Source organism: Nocardia sp. PLKS1-43, from assembly GCF_059510335.1.
The window spans coordinates 262,152-278,916 of sequence record NZ_JCAJZQ010000002.1 but is presented as its reverse complement, the minus strand read 5'-3'; the positions used below and the strand labels follow the sequence as shown (position 1 = coordinate 278,916).

General features: G+C 69.2%; 16 protein-coding genes. 15 read left to right on the top strand and 1 reads right to left on the bottom strand.

Translation table 11 applies throughout. From position 1 onward, the window contains the following. The first annotated feature begins 44 nt into the window (after positions 1-44). Positions 45-1,313, top strand: coding sequence for a cytochrome P450 (locus AC5WS7_RS09225; protein WP_495953993.1), 1,269 nt, complete (start codon positions 45-47; stop codon positions 1,311-1,313). A 126-nt stretch (positions 1,314-1,439) separates the two neighbouring features. Here AC5WS7_RS09225 and AC5WS7_RS09220 read toward each other — a convergent pair whose 3' ends face one another. Then, positions 1,440-2,804, bottom strand: coding sequence for an NAD(P)/FAD-dependent oxidoreductase (locus AC5WS7_RS09220; RefSeq protein WP_495953992.1), 1,365 nt, complete (start codon positions 2,802-2,804; stop codon positions 1,440-1,442). Between the two features lie 247 nt (positions 2,805-3,051). Here AC5WS7_RS09220 and AC5WS7_RS09215 point away from each other — a divergent pair, with 247 nt between their 5' ends. From AC5WS7_RS09215 to tatC, 14 genes are all read left to right on the top strand, one after another. Continuing rightward, a complete protein-coding gene (locus AC5WS7_RS09215) occupies positions 3,052-4,245 on the top strand; it encodes a cytochrome P450 (RefSeq protein WP_495953991.1) in 1,194 nt (397 codons plus the stop codon). A gap of 157 nt (positions 4,246-4,402) precedes the next feature. Then, positions 4,403-5,410 carry an acyl-CoA desaturase gene (locus tag AC5WS7_RS09210; RefSeq protein WP_495953990.1) on the top strand — a complete coding sequence of 336 codons (1,008 nt, stop codon included), beginning with the start codon at positions 4,403-4,405 and terminating at the stop codon, positions 5,408-5,410. A 12-nt stretch (positions 5,411-5,422) separates the two neighbouring features. Then, a complete protein-coding gene (locus AC5WS7_RS09205; RefSeq protein ID WP_495953989.1) occupies positions 5,423-5,680 on the top strand; it encodes an acyl carrier protein in 258 nt (85 codons plus the stop codon). 2 nt (positions 5,681-5,682) lie between these two features. Continuing rightward, positions 5,683-6,585, top strand: a complete 903-nt coding sequence (locus AC5WS7_RS09200; RefSeq protein ID WP_495953988.1) for a class I SAM-dependent methyltransferase — start codon at positions 5,683-5,685, stop codon at positions 6,583-6,585. Next, positions 6,582-7,817, top strand: a complete 1,236-nt coding sequence (locus tag AC5WS7_RS09195) for a cytochrome P450 (protein WP_495953987.1) — start codon at positions 6,582-6,584, stop codon at positions 7,815-7,817. The genes AC5WS7_RS09200 and AC5WS7_RS09195 overlap by 4 nt, the downstream gene beginning before the upstream one ends. Next, positions 7,814-9,556, top strand: a complete 1,743-nt coding sequence (locus AC5WS7_RS09190) for a fatty acyl-AMP ligase (RefSeq protein ID WP_495953986.1) — start codon at positions 7,814-7,816, stop codon at positions 9,554-9,556. Before AC5WS7_RS09195 ends, AC5WS7_RS09190 begins: the two co-directional genes overlap by 4 nt. A gap of 4 nt (positions 9,557-9,560) precedes the next feature. After that, on the top strand, positions 9,561-10,007 hold the full coding sequence (locus AC5WS7_RS09185) for a PaaI family thioesterase (RefSeq protein ID WP_495953985.1): 447 nt from the start codon (positions 9,561-9,563) through the stop codon (positions 10,005-10,007). 13 nt (positions 10,008-10,020) lie between these two features. Then, entirely contained in the window at positions 10,021-11,229 is a 1,209-nt protein-coding gene (locus AC5WS7_RS09180; RefSeq protein WP_495953984.1) for a cytochrome P450, read from the top strand. A gap of 35 nt (positions 11,230-11,264) precedes the next feature. Continuing rightward, the gene (locus tag AC5WS7_RS09175) at positions 11,265-12,101 is read left to right on the top strand and encodes an alpha/beta fold hydrolase (RefSeq protein WP_495953983.1); all 837 of its coding nucleotides are present in this window, start codon (positions 11,265-11,267) and stop codon (positions 12,099-12,101) included. 166 nt (positions 12,102-12,267) lie between these two features. Next, the gene (locus tag AC5WS7_RS09170; RefSeq protein ID WP_495953982.1) at positions 12,268-13,263 is read left to right on the top strand and encodes a helix-turn-helix transcriptional regulator; all 996 of its coding nucleotides are present in this window, start codon (positions 12,268-12,270) and stop codon (positions 13,261-13,263) included. Beyond that, positions 13,260-14,288 carry a helix-turn-helix transcriptional regulator gene (locus tag AC5WS7_RS09165; RefSeq protein ID WP_495953981.1) on the top strand — a complete coding sequence of 343 codons (1,029 nt, stop codon included), beginning with the start codon at positions 13,260-13,262 and terminating at the stop codon, positions 14,286-14,288. The genes AC5WS7_RS09170 and AC5WS7_RS09165 overlap by 4 nt, the downstream gene beginning before the upstream one ends. Continuing rightward, positions 14,285-15,340 carry a 2-dehydropantoate 2-reductase gene (locus AC5WS7_RS09160; protein WP_495953980.1) on the top strand — a complete coding sequence of 352 codons (1,056 nt, stop codon included), beginning with the start codon at positions 14,285-14,287 and terminating at the stop codon, positions 15,338-15,340. The genes AC5WS7_RS09165 and AC5WS7_RS09160 overlap by 4 nt, the downstream gene beginning before the upstream one ends. Positions 15,341-15,403: 63 nt before the next feature. After that, a complete protein-coding gene (gene tatA / locus AC5WS7_RS09155; protein WP_495953979.1) occupies positions 15,404-15,667 on the top strand; it encodes a Sec-independent protein translocase subunit TatA in 264 nt (87 codons plus the stop codon). A gap of 105 nt (positions 15,668-15,772) precedes the next feature. Then, a complete protein-coding gene (tatC, locus tag AC5WS7_RS09150; protein ID WP_495953978.1) occupies positions 15,773-16,762 on the top strand; it encodes a twin-arginine translocase subunit TatC in 990 nt (329 codons plus the stop codon). Positions 16,763-16,765: the final 3 nt, after the last annotated feature.

The following is a 16,765-nucleotide window of genomic DNA, read 5'->3' as shown; positions in this document are numbered from 1 at the left end:
CCGGCATCGGAGCCGGTCTGCCACCGATCAGGAGGGAATCCGAGATGGACCTGGCAGCACCGACCACCGCCGTCGCCGGGGAGGATCCGGCGATCGCCACCGCGATCGAGCAGTTGTTCGGCCCGGCCGGACGCGCCGACCCGTACACACCGGGACGGGTACTGCGTGAAGCGGGCCCGTTGCACAGTACGCCGTTGGGCCACAAGGTGTTGACCTGCTACGAGGACTGCACCGCGGTGCTGTCCACCACGGCGTGGAGCCATGCCGAGGAGGCCGGGATGATGCACCCGACCGTCTCCGCGCAGGACGCGCCGGAGGAGTTGCCGACCTCGTTCCTGTGGATGGAGCCGCCGGACCACACCCGGCTGCGCAACCTGGTCACCAAGGGCTTCACCCCGCGCATGGTGACCCGGCTGCGTCCCCGGATCGTCGAGGTTACCGAGCAACTGGTCGACAATGCCCTGGCCGCAGGCGAATTCGACCTGGTCGACATGATCGCCTACCCGCTGCCGCTGACGATCGCCGCCGAGCTGATCGGTGTGCCGAAGGAGGCGTACGACCAGGTGCATCGCTGGTCGCAGGACCTGGCGCGCGGCTTCGACCACGACTACACGCTGCCGCCGGAGGCACTGCGCGCCCGCAGCGTCGCGGCCCGCGGCTTCATGGGCTACTTCCGGGAGTTGCTCGACGAGCGCCGCCGCCGTCCGGCGGACGATCTGCTCAGCGTGCTGTCGCAGGTGGAGGATCGTGGCGACGTGCTCACCGAACAGGAGCTGCTGGCCACCTGCATCACCACCTTCGTCGCCGGTCACGAGACGACCGCGAACCTGGTCGGCACCGGTATGTTGCAGTTGCTGCGCAATCCGGATCAGCTCGAGCTGCTGCGGCAGCGGCCGAACCTGACCGAGTACGCGCCCGACGAGCTGTTGCGGCTCGAGCCCTCGGTGCAGGTCACCACCCGTGCCGCGACCCGGCCGATCACGGTGGCCGGCCACGAGTTCCAGACCGGCGAGGGCGTGGTGGTGCTGATCAATTCCGCCAACCGCGACGACGCCGCGTACACCGACCCGGACAAGGTCGATGTGGCGCGGTACTCCGACCCGATGCGTCCGGCGAAGAAGCACCTGGGCTTCAGCCTCGGCATCCACTACTGCCTGGGCGCACCGCTGGCGCTGCTGGAGATGGAAGTGTTGCTCGATGTGCTGCTGCGCCGGGTGAAGCGGCTCGAGGTGCTCACCGAAACTCCTTCGTACAAACCGAATGTGGTGATCCGCGGGCTGGCATCGCTGCCGGTGCGTTTCACCGCGGCCTGATCGGCCGGGCCGGATCCGCTGCGGCCGGCCGTCGTGGACGGTCGCAGCGGACGGTCCCGGCCACTTGTCCTGCCGCACCGGACGAGTGGCGTGAATCGGGTGTGCCGTCGCCGGGCACGTGTCGGTTCAGCGCTCGGACCGCGGACTCTCCTTGGTTCCCGGCCGCTGGTCGTCGCGCGGTCGGCTGCCACGACCGTGCCACAGAATTCTCGCGACCGTCCCGGGCCGCAGCAGAGTCTCGGGCGGGTCGACGAGATTGGCCACCCGCATGAACGCGCGCGCGACGGCCGGATCGACATGGGCCGCACGGTGCGCACGTCCGATGTAGGAATTCAGCAGCCGCACTCGCGGCGTCCGCCGACCGACCACACCCGGATGATTCAGGTCGGCGCCGGTGGACATGCGCCACGCCACGTCGACATGGTGCGCGGCGCCGGCGTAGAACCGGGCGGGCAAGTGCGCGCCGCCCTCTCGCAGGCAGGCGCGCAGGACGAGGGCCTGCTGTGCCGCCACGGTCATGCCCTGCGCGTACAGCGGATTGAAACTGCACAGCGAATCGCCGAGCGCGAGAAATCCCTCCGGATGCGTGGAAAGCCGCTCGAAGTACCTCCGGACCGAACCGCGAAACCTGTGCGGCACAGGATCACTCAGCGGTTCGGCCGCGGTCACGATGCGGTGGATGTCGAGCACGGGCAGCGTCGCGGCGAATGCGGTGAAGCCCTCGTGATCGGTCGGCGGGTGATCGCCGAGCATCCCGCCCAGGGTGACGTGCCACTTGCCGCCCTCGACGACGATCGCACCGCCGCCGCGACGACCGGCCATGGTCGACACGACCACGCCGAGCTGCCCGTCCAGATGTTCTGGCCGGTGCCGGTAGGTGCGCGAGGAATAGCCCAGGTCGATCACCACGCTGTCCTGCTCGGGCGCCCGCGCGCCGACCCCTGGCAGCCATTCGGCCGCCCGCGACGCCCGCCCGGTGCAGTCGACCACGAGATCGGCGCGCACGGCCTGCCCGGGGCCGCCGGACTCGCGCACCAGGACGCCGGTGATCCGGCCGGATTCGGCGGTGAGCCCTTGTGCGGCAACGTTTTCCCGCATTCTCACCCCGGGCAGCGCGGCCACGCGCCGCCGCAATCCCCATTCCAGCAGCGGACGGCTGGCCAGCAGTGTGACGAGTCCGGTCTCGGTCGGCGCCGCACGCAGCCCGCTCAGGTACCACCGGGATCCGGCCAGCACCTCGGTGGTCGGCGCGCCGGCGGCCACGATCTCGTCGGTCAGTCCGGGACAGAGTGTTTCGATGGCGGCGCGGCCACCTTCCATCAGGCCGTGCAGATGCCTGGCCTGCGGGACCCCTCTGCGCGCCTGGCTACCGGCGAGCGTGTCGCGCTCCAGCACCGTGACGCGCGGGAAGTGTTCGGCCAGCACGACCGCGGCCAGCAGTCCGGCGAGGCCTGCGCCCAGGACGACGGCGTGCGGGGAATCGGAATTCACCCCCCGAATCGTCGACCGGTGGCGCATACCGGACAAGCGGTGCCGACCGCATACTATGCCGCCATCGAACTACGCTATGGCAGAAGGTAATTCGCGGTCCGTTCACGATTTCGCCATCGTCCGGTGTTGAGCTGCGGAACGTGAATCCCGCACGAGTGTCGGTGGCGTTGCCGGCCACGCCGGTTGTCCTCGCCGGTTGTCGCGCGATCGTGCCGACGCGCTCGCGCGCTGTCGAAGGGACTGTGCGATGACCGGCATACTCGACCCGTTCTCGCCGGAACTGCGTGCCGACCCGGTACCGGCCTACCGTTCGCTGCGCGCGGCGGGCAGGCTGCACGAGTTCCGGCCCGGCATCCACCTCGTGCCGCACTACGCCGACTGCGACGCGGTGTTCGCCGACCCGGCGTTCGGACACGGCTATTTCGCCGGAATCAATCCGTTCCGTCCGGGCGTTGATCCGCGAACGCTGCCCGGTTCGTTCCTGCTGATGGACCCGCCCGAGCACACGCGGCTGCGCGCCTCGGTGGCCCCGGCCTTCACCGCCCGCGCGATCGCCGCACTGCGGGACCGGATCACCGAGACCGCAGCGACGCTGCTCGACCGCGCGGTCGCCGCGGGCGAGGTCGATTTCGTCACCGAGGTCGCATATCCGTTGCCGCTGAACACGATCTGCACCCTGCTCGGCGTTCCCGCCGCCGACCATGCCCGGTTCGGCGTGTGGACCGCCGCGATCAGCCGCGGCCTGGACCCGGACGCACTGCTGTCGGAGGCGGAGAAACGTGCGCGCGTAGACGCGGTCGGGGCGTTCGGCGAATACTTCACCGACCTCGTCGAACGCCGCCGCGCCGAGCCGGGCGCGGATCTGCTCTCCCGGCTCGCGGCCAGGACCGAACTTCAGCCGAGCGAACTCGTCGACATGGCGGTACTCCTGCTCATCGCCGGGCACGAGACCACGATGAATCTCATCGCGACCGGCGTGCTGGCCCTCGCGCGTCATCCCGGCCAACGCGAAATCCTCAGGGCCGAACCGGAATCGAGCCGCTACGCGGTGGAAGAGTTCCTCCGCTTCGACACCCCGGTGCCGTTCCCGACCCGCGTGACCCTTCGCGAGGTCGAGTTCGCCGGGCGGACGTTGCCGCGGGGGACGGGCCTGATCCTGCTCGTCGGTTCGGCGAACCGAGACCCGGCGGCCTTCGCGGACCCGGACTCGCTGGATGTACTGAGATTCGCGACCGGGCGCGGCGCAGCACGCCATCTCGCCTTCAGTCACGGACCGCACTTCTGTGTCGGCGCACCGTTGGCCAGGTTGCAGGGCGAGGTCCTGTTCACCGAACTCATGTGCCGCGCACCGGATTTCGAGCTGCTGGATCCCGCACCGCCGTTCCGCGACTCGGTGTCGATGCGCGGCCCGGCGCAGCTGCCCCTCCGGATGCGTGCGTGAACGAGTCCTGCGACGGTTCCGGCTGGACGGCTGATAAGCAATTCCGATCCGCCGATCGGCAGACGTGTACGGGGACGGGGCGCGACCGAACCGGCGCTAGTGTCGAAACCGTCCGGGCGTCAACCGGATTCGGCATTCGCGAAGGTGTTGGATACAGATGACCACAGACCATGATCCGGACCGGTCCCCGGAGCCCGGGGACCCGGCCGGGAAGCCCGCGCCGCGCCGCAAGACCATCGACAGCCCCTACATCCACCGGCTGCAGCGCAGGCATTTTCTGCTGTTCGACGTGCTGCCGATATTCGGGATGATCGGCGCCGTCGCTTTCCTGTTCGTGCGTCCGTTCGGAATCACCGAATTCGCCCTGCTCTTCGTGATGTGGGCGGTGACCGGATTGGGAATCACGGCCGGGTACCACCGCTTGTTCACGCATCGCACCTTCAAGGCCGTGCCGTGGGTGGCGTCGGTGCTGGCGGTCATGGGGTCGATGGCGGGCCAGGGCGCGGTGGTGTCCTGGGTGGCGCTGCACCGGCGGCACCACGAGTACAGCGACCGCGCCGGAGATCCGCACTCGCCCAACCTGTCCGGCGCCGGCTGGTCCGGACGGCTGCGCGGGCTGATGCACTCGCACTTCCTGTGGATGCGGCGGCACGAGTATCCGAACGTCGTGCACTACGCCCCCGACCTGATCAAGGACCGCGGCCTGGTCCGGGTCGCCCGGCTCTACTACTGGTGGGTGGCGCTGGGCCTGCTGATTCCCACCGTGCTGGGCGGACTGCTCACGATGAGCTGGACCGGCGCGGTCGCCGGTCTGCTGTGGGGTGGTTTCGCGCGAATGTTCCTGCTGGAGCACACCGTCTGGGCTATCAATTCCTTCCTGCACATGTTCGGCACCCGCGCGTACGAGTCGCGGGAGAACAGCCGCAACGGCGGGGTCTTCGCATTGCTGACCTTCGGGGAATCGTGGCACAACAATCACCACGCCTTCCCGACCTCGCCGTCGTTCGGGCTGCAGTGGTACCGCCTCGACCCGGGCTTCTGGCTCATCAAGACCCTGGAATCGCTCGGGCTCGCCCGGGATCTCGAGCTTCCGTCGGATGAACGTCTGGCGGCCAAACGAATTTCCGGAAAACCCACCGTCGCCGGCGATGCCGCAGCAGCGTAAGGAAATACCATCGTGGATACCAGCAAGGACGCCATCGTCGCCTGGTGCCAGGAGTACCTGGCCGATCTGCTCGAGGTGCCGGCCCGGACCATCGACCCGGCCGCCGACTTCGACCGGCTGGGTGTCGACTCGGCACTGGCCGTCGCACTGCTGATCGAGGTCGAGGAGCGCTACGGGATCGACCTGTCGCCCGAGGACCTCTACGAGTACCCCAACCTCGACGCCGTGGCCACCTATCTGCACGAGCAGAGCAGCCGGAGCGTGGCCTAGCCATGGTCGCCCCGACCGGCGCCGACCGGGCGACCGCCGCGGCGGCCGCGATCCGGCACCACTACGACGTCGGCAACGACTTCTACCGGCTGTGGCTGGATCCCACGCTCAGCTATTCCTGCGCGCTGCGGGAGCACGCCGAGGACACCCTCGAGATCGCCCAGCAGCGCAAACTCCGATACCACCTCGACGCGATCGACGCCTACCGCGCCGATGCCGTGCTCGATATCGGGTGTGGCTGGGGAGCGATCCTGCGCGAGCTGTCGCAACGGCACCGGGTGGCGCGCTCGGTCGGTCTCACACTGAGTCCGGAGCAGGCGAATTATGTCCGCGCCCAGAGCCTTTCGGGGGTCGAAGTGCGCACCGAGAACTGGCTGCACTACGAGCCGGACATTCGTTTCGACGGAATCGTCTCGATCGGCGCCTTCGAGCACTTCGCCCGCCCGGACGACTCCGATGCCGCGAAGATCCGGGTCTACCGGGATTTCTTCACCCGCTGCCGGGAGTGGCTGACCGATTCCGGGACGTTGTCGCTGCAGACCATCGCCTACGGCAATATGTCCCGCGACCAGGCCAGCGCCTTCATTCAGCAGGAGATCTTCCCGGACGCCGATCTGCCGACACCGGCGCAGATCGCGGCCGCCGCCGAGGGCATCTTCGAAATTCGCTCGATCGGAAACGGCCGGCTGGACTACGCCTGGACCTGCGGGCAGTGGGCCGCGCGGTTGCGGGAGAACCGCACGCGGGCAACGGAACTGGTCGGACCGGAGACGGTCGCCCGGTATCGCCGGTATCTGGCTCAGTCGGCGCTGGGGTTCCGGATGGGCAAGATCGCGCTGTACCGGATCGTCCTGAAGCCCTATACGGACAGGTATTTCGCCGATCGGGCGGGACGGCCGCGATGACCGTCGCCCCCGGCCGGGTCCGGTTCAATCCGTTCGGCGCCGAGTTCCGCCGTGACCCCTATCCGATGTATCGCCAACTGCGAGAGACGCATCCGGTGCACCGGACCCTCGGCATGTGGGTCCTCACCCGGCACGCCGACGTGCGCGCGGTGCTGCACGACCGCTCGTTCAGTGCGAGCCTGATCCCGCGACTGGTGGACGACCAGGCCGCGCGGCTCGGGCAGGGCGGGGTGGACCGGATCGGCCGATTGGGCCGAAAATCCCTGGTGTTCACCGACAACCCGGACCATGCGCGGCTGCGCGGACTGGTCAACCGGGTGTTCACCGCTCGCGCGGTGGCCGAACTGCGGCCGTTGGTGAGTGCCGTCGCCGAGCGCCTGATGGAACCGGCCTGGGCCGCCGGGCAACTGGACGTCATCGCGGATCTGGCTGCGCCGCTGCCGATCACGGTGCTGTGCGAGTGGATGGCGCTGCCGCGGCAGCTGCGCGAGCTGGTCGGGCCCTGGACCCACGACATCCGATTCCTGCTCGAGCCGGGCATGATGAAGGCGGCCGACTTCGCGCGGGTGCGCGAGGTGGTGGAGTTGTTCGCCGACGCGCTGACGGAGGTGATCGCCGAGCGTCGGCTGCGGCCCGGCGACGACCTGATCAGCAGGCTGCTGGCCGCGCACACCGCGGGCGGGGACCGGCTCGCGGAGGAAGAACTGATCTTCGTCTGCATCATGTGTTTCGTCGCCGGCAACGAGACCACGAAATCGCTGATCGGCAACGGTCTGCTCGCGCTGCTGCGGCATCCCGCCCAGGACGCGCTGCTGCGGGCGCGACCGGAACTCGCGGACGCGGCCGTCACCGAGGCGTTGCGCTACGACTGCCCCTTGCAGCTGACCAAACGGCTGGCGACCCGGGACGTCGAGATCGGCGGACAGCCGGTGCGCGCCGGTGATCAGGTACTGGTGTGCCTGGGCGCGGCCAACCGCGATCCGGAATCGTTCGACCGGCCCGACGAATTCGACCTCAACCGGAATGCGCACGGCCACTTGGCATTCGGTCACGGTATGCACGGCTGCCTGGGCGGCTTGCTGGCCGAACTGCAGGCGCGCGTGGTGTTCGAATACCTCTACCGGCATTCGTCGAGCATGACTGCGCTGACCGACGAATGGCGCTGGCAGGAGCACAGTTTCATCGTGCGCGGGCTGACCGCGTTGCCGGTCGCGGTGCGGAAGGCGTCATGAATATCGACAGTGAGCTGCTTCCCGACATCCTGGCGCGTCGCGCCGCGGAAGAACCCGACCGCACTGCCTACGTATTCCTGGACGAGAACGGTTCGCAGAGCGCCGTTCTGAGCTACCGGGATGTGCACCGGCGCGCGCTGGGAGTGGCCGCGGAACTGGGCGCTCGATGCGCACCCGGCGACCGCGCGCTGCTGATCTTCCCGCAGTGCCCCGAATTCCTCATCGCCTACTTCGGCTGCCTGTACGCGGGAATCGTGGCGGTGCCGCTGAATCCGCCGCGCCGCAACGCGGTACCGGAGGCGACCCGATCCGTCGTGCGGGACTGCCGTCCGGCCGCGGTGCTCACCCTCGGAGCCGGCGTCGAACCGCTGCGCGCGCACCCGGAGCCGTGGCTCCGGGCGGAGCACTGGATCGGGGTCGACCTGCTGCCTGCGGCCGACACCGGCCCGGTCGTTGCCGCGCAACCGGATTCGACGGCGTTCCTGCAGTACACCTCGGGGTCGACCGCCGCGCCCAAGGGCGTCATGGTCACGCACCGCAATCTGATCGCGAACGAGGAGATGATCCGGCGCTGCTTCGGCCACGACCGCGATTCCACGCTGGTCGGCTGGGCGCCGTTCTTCCACGACCAGGGCCTGATCGGCAATGCGCTGCAACCGTTGTACGTCGGTGCGACCAGTGTGCAGATGGCCCCGGCGACGTTCATCCGGCGGCCGCTGCTGTGGCTCTCGGCAATCTCCCGGTATCGCGGGCATACCAGCGGCGGACCGAATTTCGCCTTCGACGCCTGCGTCGCGCGTCTGGCCGCGGGCGCCGAACCGGAACCCGGCCTCGATCTGAGCAGCTGGCAGGTCGCGTTCAACGGCGCCGAACCGATCCGGGCGCAGACCCTGAGCCGATTCGCGGAAGCTCTCGCCCCGTACGGCTTTCGTGCCGCGGCCCTGTATCCCTGCTACGGGATGGCGGAGGCCACGCTGCTGGCCGCGGGCAGTGTGAAGGGACGCGGCCCGCGCACCATCGAGGCCGATCCCGACGCGCTCGCGCAACGGCGCTACGCCCCGGCGGGGGACCGGGCCCGCACGCTGGTCTCCTCGGGGCGGGCGCCGCGCGGCGAGGTGCTGCGCATCGTGGACCCGGAGACCGGGCGAACCTGCCCGCCGGACCGGGTGGGTGAGATCTGGTTGTCCGGAGACCATGTCGCACAAGGCTATTGGGAACGCGAGCCGGCCACTGCCGAAACCTTCCGCGCCCGCTGCGTCGACGACCCGGGCCGCGATTTCCTGCGGACCGGCGATCTGGGCCTGCTGCTGGACGAGGAACTGTACGTGGTGGGGCGGCTGAAGGACGTGGCGATCATCCGTGGCCGCAACATCTATCCGCAGGACATCGAACTCACCGTGCAGTCCGCGCATCCCGCCCTGCGGCCCGGCGGATGCGCCGCCTTCGCCGTGCCCGGCGCCGAGACCGACCGGCTGGTGGTGGTCCAGGAACTGCGTCGCGAGCACGTCGAATCCGCCGAACCCGCCGACGTGCTCGGCGCGATCCGGGCCGCGGTGCTGCGCGAACACCAACTGTCCCTCGGTGATCTGGTGCTGACGCTGCCGAGCCGATTGCCGAAGACCAGCAGTGGCAAGATCATGCGGGCCGCGACGCGCCGGCGATATCTGGCGGCCGAATTCGAGATCTGGCCGCGGCGAACGTCTCCGGCGGAAGCCACCGAATCGCAGCGGAGGAGCTGACATCGTGCCGACCTGGGAAGCGCCCGATCCGGATTTCGAGCAGATGGTGCGAGCGGTGGTGCTCAGCATGCCCGCCGCCCGCCATCTCGGATTCGACTTCGGCGAGGTGATGCCCGGCCGCGTCGAGATCGTGCAACCGCATCGCCCGGAACTGACCCAGCACGACGGGTACTTCCAAGGCGGAGTGCTCGGATCGCTGGCGGATTTCGCGGCCGGTTCGGCGGCCGGGACGCTGTTGCGGCCGGGCTGGGTCAATATGACCATCGACTACACCGTGAAGATTCTCGCCCCGGCCAAGGGGGCGACGGTGGTGGCTCGCGGCCGGGTGGTCAACCCCGGCACGCTCCTGACGGTCTCGGCGGCGGAGGTCTTCTCCGTCGAGCCCGAGGGTGAAATCCTCTGTGCCACAGCGCTGGTCACCATGCGGAACGTGAAACTGGCGACAACCTGACCCGGGAGCTGTCATGACCGAGGCATTCGTGTTCGACCCGTTCGCCGCGGACTTCGCCGCCGACCCCTATCCGCACTACGCCAGGCTGCGCGACCGGGCCCCCGCGTACGAACATCCCCTGGGCTTCTGGCTGGTGTCCCGGTACGCGGATGTTGTTGCGCTGCAACGGTCCTCTGCCCATTCGGTGGACGAGCGACACCTCACCCGCCTGCCCGCCTGGAAGAGCGACAGCGCCCGGCTCGGCAGGGCGAACCGCATCATGGGCGGGCTGTCGATGCTGGATCAGGATCCGCCCGACCACACTCGCCTGCGGCGGCTGGTCGCCAAGGCGTTCACGCCCCGGGCCGTGGACGCGCTGCGCTTGCGCGCGGCCGCACACGTGGCGGACGCCCTGGACCGGATCGTGGCGTCTCGCCACGCCGATCTCGTTGCGGAACTGGCGTTTCCGCTGCCGTTCACGATCATCTCCGAGATGCTGGGCATCCCGGTGCTGGAGAGCGCCCGGTTGCGCGAGTTGACCGCGGTGCTGGTGCTGGCTCTGGAGCCGCTCGCCGATCCGGCCCTGCAATCCAGGATCCGGGCGGCCGACGCGGAACTGCGCGCGATGACGGCCGATCTGGTCCGGTGGAAACGCGACAACCCCGGTGACGACGTGCTGACCGCGCTCATCACGGCCGAGTACGAGGGCGATGTGCTGGGCGAGGACGAACTGGTGGCGCAGGTGATGCTGCTCTACATCGCCGGGCACGAGACGACGGTGAACCACCTGGCCGCGGGCATGCTGGCACTGTTGCGGCATCCCGATCAGGCTCGGCGGCTGCGTAAGGAGCCGGAACTGAGCGCGAACGCGGTGGAGGAACTGCTGCGTTACGACACTCCGGTGCACCTCATGCGGCGGGTGACCGTGACGCCGGTGCGCGTGTGCGACAACGAGATTCCGGCCGGCGCCTGGGTAGTGGCCTGCCTGGCGGCGGCCAATCGCGATCCCGAGTTCTGGGGAGCGGACGCCGACACCTTGCGGCTGGACCGGCCCGAGGCCGCCCGCAGCGTGACCTTCGGCGCGGGCATCCACCACTGCCTCGGCGCGGCCCTGGTGCGGATGCAGGCGCGAATCGTGTTCCCGCTGTTCGTGTCCCGCCTTCCATCCGCCGAACTGGACGAGGTGCGCTGGAACGGCCGGATCAACGTGCGCGGACCGGCGCTGCTGTCGGTGACGGTGTAGGCCGCCGTCTGCGCGGCCGGGAAAATGAGGAGATCATGCCAACCACAACCATCGACGGCGTACCCATCGCGTACACCGACACCGGTGTCCCGCCCGGCCGCCCGGACGCCCCGACCGTCGTGTTCGGACACGGATTGTTGTTCGGCGGCTGGATGTTCGGGCCGCAGATCGAGGCGCTGCGCGAGCGCTACCGCTGCGTGAGCATCGATTGGCGCGGCCAGGGCGGCACCCCGGCCACCGCCGACGGCTACGATATGGACACCCTCACCGCTGACGCGGTCGGTTTGTTGCGCGCGTTGGATCTCGGCCCGGTGCACTGGGTGGGGTTGTCGATGGGCGGATTCGTCGGGTTGCGGCTCGCAGCCCGGCACGGCGCGCTGTTGCGTTCGCTGACCCTGCTGGACACCAGCGCCGGCGCCGAGGAAGCCGCGAAGATCGGTGAATACAAGCGCCTGGCCTTGGCGCTGCGATGGTTCGGTGTGCGGCCGATCCGCGGCCTGATCGCGGCGCATCTGTTCGGTCCGTCCATCCGCGCCGACCGGGCGCGCCGGCCCGTGATCGATGAGTGGGCCGCGCGACTGGCCCGGTGCGATCGGGCCGGTGTGCGCCGCGCGGTGCTCGGGGTGGCCGACCGCGCCTCGGTCGAGGACGAGATATCCGCGATCGCGATGCCCACTCTGGTCGCGGTCGGCGCCGACGATCGCGCCACCCCGCCCGCCCGGTCCCGCCGCATCGCCGACCTGGTTCCCGGCGCGCTGTGCCATCTCGTCGCGGACTGCGGGCACACCAGCACACTCGAACAGCCCGCGGCGGTGACCGCGATGCTGATCCGGTTCCTGGAATCCGTGGACTGTTCCAGCGCGCTGCGATGATCCCCAGCTCGGGCATCGGTTCACGGTCGCGGGACGCGAACGGCATGGGCGCGGCGGTGCGCCGGCCGAGGAAAACCGTCCGACCTGGACATGCGGTCGCCGTCCGGATGTATTGATACGAGTACCAGCGCACACCAGCGCGGCGAGTCGCATTATTCTTGTCCGAGTGGCGATATCCAAGGTCGAGCGGTTGATGAATCTGGTTATCGCGCTGCTCTCGACCAGGCAGTTCTTGAGCGCCGAACGGATTCGCGACAGCGTGGCGGGCTACGAGGATTCGGCCAGTGACGAGGCGTTCAGCCGGATGTTCGAGCGCGACAAGAACGAGTTGCGCGACCTCGGCATTCCCCTGGAGGTCGGCCCGGTCGGCCGGTACACCAGCCAGGAGGGGTACCGGATCAATCGCGACGCCTACGAACTTCCCGAAATCGATCTGACCAGCCAGGAGGCCGCGGCCGTAGCGGTGGCGGTGCAGCTGTGGGACTCTCCCGAACTGGCCGCCGCGGCCGAGGGAGCAGTGCTGAAACTACGAGCCGCCGGAATTCACGTCGAGCCCGAGGCGGCACTGGCCTCGGTGCCGCCGGTGCCGGCCCGCACCCGCGGATCGGAGGCGGCGCTGGGCAAGCTCCTGGCCGCCATCGATGCCGGACGCGCGGTCCGGTTCGAGCACCGCAACTCGCACAACGCGCCGTATCTGATGCGCGATGTGGAGCCGTGGGGTGTGGTCACCCATCACGGACGGTGGTATCTGGTCGGGCACGATCGGATCCGCGACGCGGTGCGCACCTTCCGCCTGTCCCGGATCGGCGAGGATGTCACCGCGTACGGCCCGGAGAACGCGGTGCGCAAACCCGACGGCGTGGATCTGCGCGCGATGGTCGCCCGGGTGACCGGCGCGGCCCCGGTGACGGGAACCGCGACGGTGTGGGTGGCGGACGGCCGCGGCCAGGAGATCCGTCGTCTCGGCGCGGTCGTGGAGGATCGCGAGGTCGCCGGTCGCGCGGGTGCGGTGGTGGAGGTTCCGGTGCGGTCGCGCGATTGGCTGGCCCGGTTGATCACCGGACTCGGCCCGGACGCGCTGGTGCTGGCGCCGCCGCAGTTGCGCGCGGACGTCGTGGAGCGGTTGCGGTCGGTGCTCGAGCGCACAGAGGTTCCGGCATGACACCCAAGAACCCCCGCATGAGCAGCAGCCGGCTGTCCACGCGGTTGTCCCGGCTGCTGAACATGGTCCCGTATTTCCTGGCCAACCCGGGGATCAGCGCCGCGGAGGCCGCCGAGGACCTGGGCGTGACCACCAAACAGCTGATGAACGACCTCAACCAGCTGTGGATGTGCGGCCTGCCGGGATACGGGCCGGGCGATCTGATCGACCTGTCGTTCTCCGAGGAGAGTGTCGAGGTCACCTTCTCCGCGGGAATCGACCGCCCGTTGCGGTTGACCTCCACCGAGGCGACCGCGCTGCTGGTGGCGTTGCGGTCGATCGCCGATCTTCCGGGCATGGTCGATCCGACGGCCGCACACGCGGCGCTGGCGAAGATCGAGTCGGCCATCGCCGGGACCGGCACACCGGCGGGAGCGGAATCGGTTGCGCCACTGGAGGCTCCGGCTGTGACGACGGTGCGTTCGGCGCTGGCGGCGAACCGGGCGCTGCGGCTGGTCTACTACTCCGCGAGCCGGGACGAGGTCTCCGAGCGGGTGGTCGATCCGATTCGAATCGTGCTGGTGGACAACAACTCCTATCTGCAAGCGTGGTCCCGCCGGGCCGAGGGGGTGCGGCTGTTCCGGTTCGACCGGATCGAGGAGGCCACCGAACTCGACGAGCCGGCCCGTCCGCCCAGCCATGCCACCGACGCGGCCGCCGCACTCGACCTGTTCTCTGAGGACGCTGCGGTTCCGTTGGCGCACTTGCGAATTCGTGCCGACTACGGCTGGGTACTGGATCAGTACCCGATGCAGCGCACCGCGCTGCTGCCGGACGGCGACGTCGAGGCCACGATGCGCTTCGCGACCCTGGACTGGATGGCGCGACTGCTGCTGGGCTTCGGCTCCGGGGTGACGGTGCTGGGGCCGGCCGAACTGGTCACGGCCGTGCGGGAGCGCTCGAGCGCCGCCCTGGAGGCCTACGCCGCGCTGGCCGAGGATCCGGGCTACGGCGACACGCTGATCGAGGAGGTAGGCCCCGCGTGACATTTCGTGTGACGGTGCTCGGCGCCGGCAGTATCGGAATATTCGTGGGCGGCAAACTTGCGGCGGCCGGCGCCGATGTCACCTTCGTGGGGCGTCCGCGCCTGCTCGACGAGATCGCCGAGAACGGGCTGCACCTCACTGATCTGGACGGCGGCGCCGACCGGGTTGCTCCGGGCGCCTTCGCCGTGGACACCGAACCGGCCTCGGCCGCCACCGCGGACCTGATCCTGGTCACGGTGAAGTCGCCGCAGACGGCGGTCGCGGCCGAACAGCTGGTGGGCCGGGTGCGCCCGGACACGGTGTTGCTGAGCCTGCAGAACGGCATCGGCAACGACACGGTGATCCAGGAAATCCTGCCCTCCTGCGTGGTGCTGGCGGGGATGGTGATGTTCAATGTCGTGCACCACGACGGCGGAGGCTTCCATCGCGGTACGGCCGGGGGCCTGGCGGTCGCCGACGACCCCGCGCTGGATCGGTTCGCGCCGCTGTTCGCGCGTGCGGGCCTGCCGCTGGAGCGGCACACGGATCTGCTGCCGGTGCAGTGGGCCAAACTGCTGCTGAACCTGAACAACCCGATCAACGCCCTGTCCGGCCTGCCGCTGCGCGAGGAACTCGGTCAGCGCGACTACCGGCGCGCGCTGGCGCTCGCGCAAGGCGAGGCGCTGGCGGTGATGCACCGCGCGCACATCCGCCCGGCACGGCTGACGCTACTGTCGCCGCGCGTGATGGTGCGGCTGCTGACGGTGCCTGATCTGCTGTTCAGCCGCTTCGCCGGACGGGTGGTGGCGGTGGATCCCCACGCCCGCTCCTCGATGGCGGACGATCTGCGGCTCGGCCGCAAGACCGAGATCGCGTGGTTGTCCGGGGAGATCGTGAGCCTGGGCGCGATGGTCGGCATACCGGCCCCGGTCAATGCCTGTCTGGTCGAGTTGATCGGTGCGGCCGAGCGGGGCGATCCGCGCCGGTGGACCGCCCGGGATCTGCTGGCGCGGTTGCGCGCGGCGAAACATGATGCGGCCGCAGACCCCGCCCGTCCAGCGGACCCCGCCTGACGGTCGTTATCGTTCTTCCCCGGTCCGGTAACATCGGACCTACCACAGTTTTGGAGGTAATCGATGGGTACATTCGGCCCGACGCACTGGATCATCATCGCGGTCCTGGTGCTGGTGCTGTTCGGTGCCAGGCGGCTGCCCGACGCGGCTCGTGGCCTCGGACGTTCGTTGCGCATCTTCAAGAGCGAGATGAGCGAGATGCAGTCCGAGAGTTCGCAATCCGCGCAGCAGCCCGCCCCCGCGCCCGCCCCGCAGGAGCTGCCCGCTTCGCAGCCGGCCCAGCCCGCTCCGCAGGCCCAGCCGAATCCGGAAGTGCACAAGGCTTAGCCGAGACGTCGGCTCCGCCCGCGCCGAACCGGGACGTCCCCGATCGCGGCGCTGGGCGAGTCGTCCAGGTCCGGCGTCCGGCGAGCAGCGAGGCTTTCAGAACCCATGCGCATTCCGTTCGACCCCCGGCACAGCCGACGTAGAACGAATCCCGACGGCACGATGTCGTTGGTCGAACATCTCGAGGAGCTGCGCTCGCGGCTGCTCAAGGCGCTGCTCGCCGTCGGTCTCACCACCGTACTGGGCTTCCTGTGGTACCAGTACGGATTTCTCGGCGTACACAGCCTGGGCGACATCCTGCGCGGCCCCTACTGTTCGCTGCCCGCCTCCTCGCGGGCGAATCTGAGCGCCGACGGCGCCTGCCGGCTGCTGGCCACCGCACCGTTCGAGCAGTTCATGCTCCGGTTCAAGGTCGGCCTGACCGCCGGAATCGTCCTGGCCAGCCCGGTGTGGCTGTATCAGATCTGGGGGTTCGTCACACCCGGCCTGTACGCCAAGGAACGCAAGTACGCCATCGGCTTCGTGACCTCCGGGGCATTGCTGTTCGTGGTCGGCGCGCTGCTGGCGTACTGGGTGGTCGCCCACGCGCTGCGGTTCCTGATGTCGATCGGCAACAACGTCCAGATCACCGCGTTGAGCGGTACGCAGTATTTCGGGTTCATCATCAAACTGCTGATCATCTTCGGTGTCAGCTTCGAGACGCCGCTGCTGATCATCGGACTCAACGCCATCGGTGTGCTCACCTACGAGCGGCTCAAGAAGTGGCGGCGCGGCATGGTCTTCGGACTGTTCGTCTTCGCCGCGATCGTCACCCCGCAGGACCCGTTCTCGATGCTGGCCCTGGCCTGCGCGCTGACCGTCCTGTTCGAGGTCGCGGTGCAGGTGGCCCGAGTCAACGACAAGCGGCGCGCGCGGCAGCGGGAGGACTGGAGCAACCTGTCCGACGACCAGGCATCTCCGCTGACCGGAACCGATGCGGTCGGTCAGGTGGAGCCGGTCGGCCCGGTGCAGCCGATCGATCCGGCGGCGACGATCCTGCCCGGTGCCTCGGAGAAAACACCGCGCCCCGTGTCGGACTACTCCGATACGCTCTGACGA

What these genes read in the sequence shown, in the direction of transcription:
- AC5WS7_RS09190 (WP_495953986.1), top strand. Translation starts at nt 7,814, where the DNA reads ATGAATATCGACAGTGAGCTGCTTCCCGACATCCTGGCGCGTCGCGCC.
- tatC (WP_495953978.1), top strand. Translation starts at nt 15,773, where the DNA reads ATGCGCATTCCGTTCGACCCCCGGCACAGCCGACGTAGAACGAATCCC.
- AC5WS7_RS09195 (WP_495953987.1), top strand. Translation starts at nt 6,582, where the DNA reads ATGACCGTCGCCCCCGGCCGGGTCCGGTTCAATCCGTTCGGCGCCGAG.
- AC5WS7_RS09165 (WP_495953981.1), top strand. Translation starts at nt 13,260, where the DNA reads ATGACACCCAAGAACCCCCGCATGAGCAGCAGCCGGCTGTCCACGCGG.
- tatA (WP_495953979.1), top strand. Translation starts at nt 15,404, where the DNA reads ATGGGTACATTCGGCCCGACGCACTGGATCATCATCGCGGTCCTGGTG.
- AC5WS7_RS09180 (WP_495953984.1), top strand. Translation starts at nt 10,021, where the DNA reads ATGACCGAGGCATTCGTGTTCGACCCGTTCGCCGCGGACTTCGCCGCC.
- AC5WS7_RS09200 (WP_495953988.1), top strand. Translation starts at nt 5,683, where the DNA reads ATGGTCGCCCCGACCGGCGCCGACCGGGCGACCGCCGCGGCGGCCGCG.
- AC5WS7_RS09225 (WP_495953993.1), top strand. Translation starts at nt 45, where the DNA reads ATGGACCTGGCAGCACCGACCACCGCCGTCGCCGGGGAGGATCCGGCG.
- AC5WS7_RS09175 (WP_495953983.1), top strand. Translation starts at nt 11,265, where the DNA reads ATGCCAACCACAACCATCGACGGCGTACCCATCGCGTACACCGACACC.
- AC5WS7_RS09215 (WP_495953991.1), top strand. Translation starts at nt 3,052, where the DNA reads ATGACCGGCATACTCGACCCGTTCTCGCCGGAACTGCGTGCCGACCCG.
- AC5WS7_RS09210 (WP_495953990.1), top strand. Translation starts at nt 4,403, where the DNA reads ATGACCACAGACCATGATCCGGACCGGTCCCCGGAGCCCGGGGACCCG.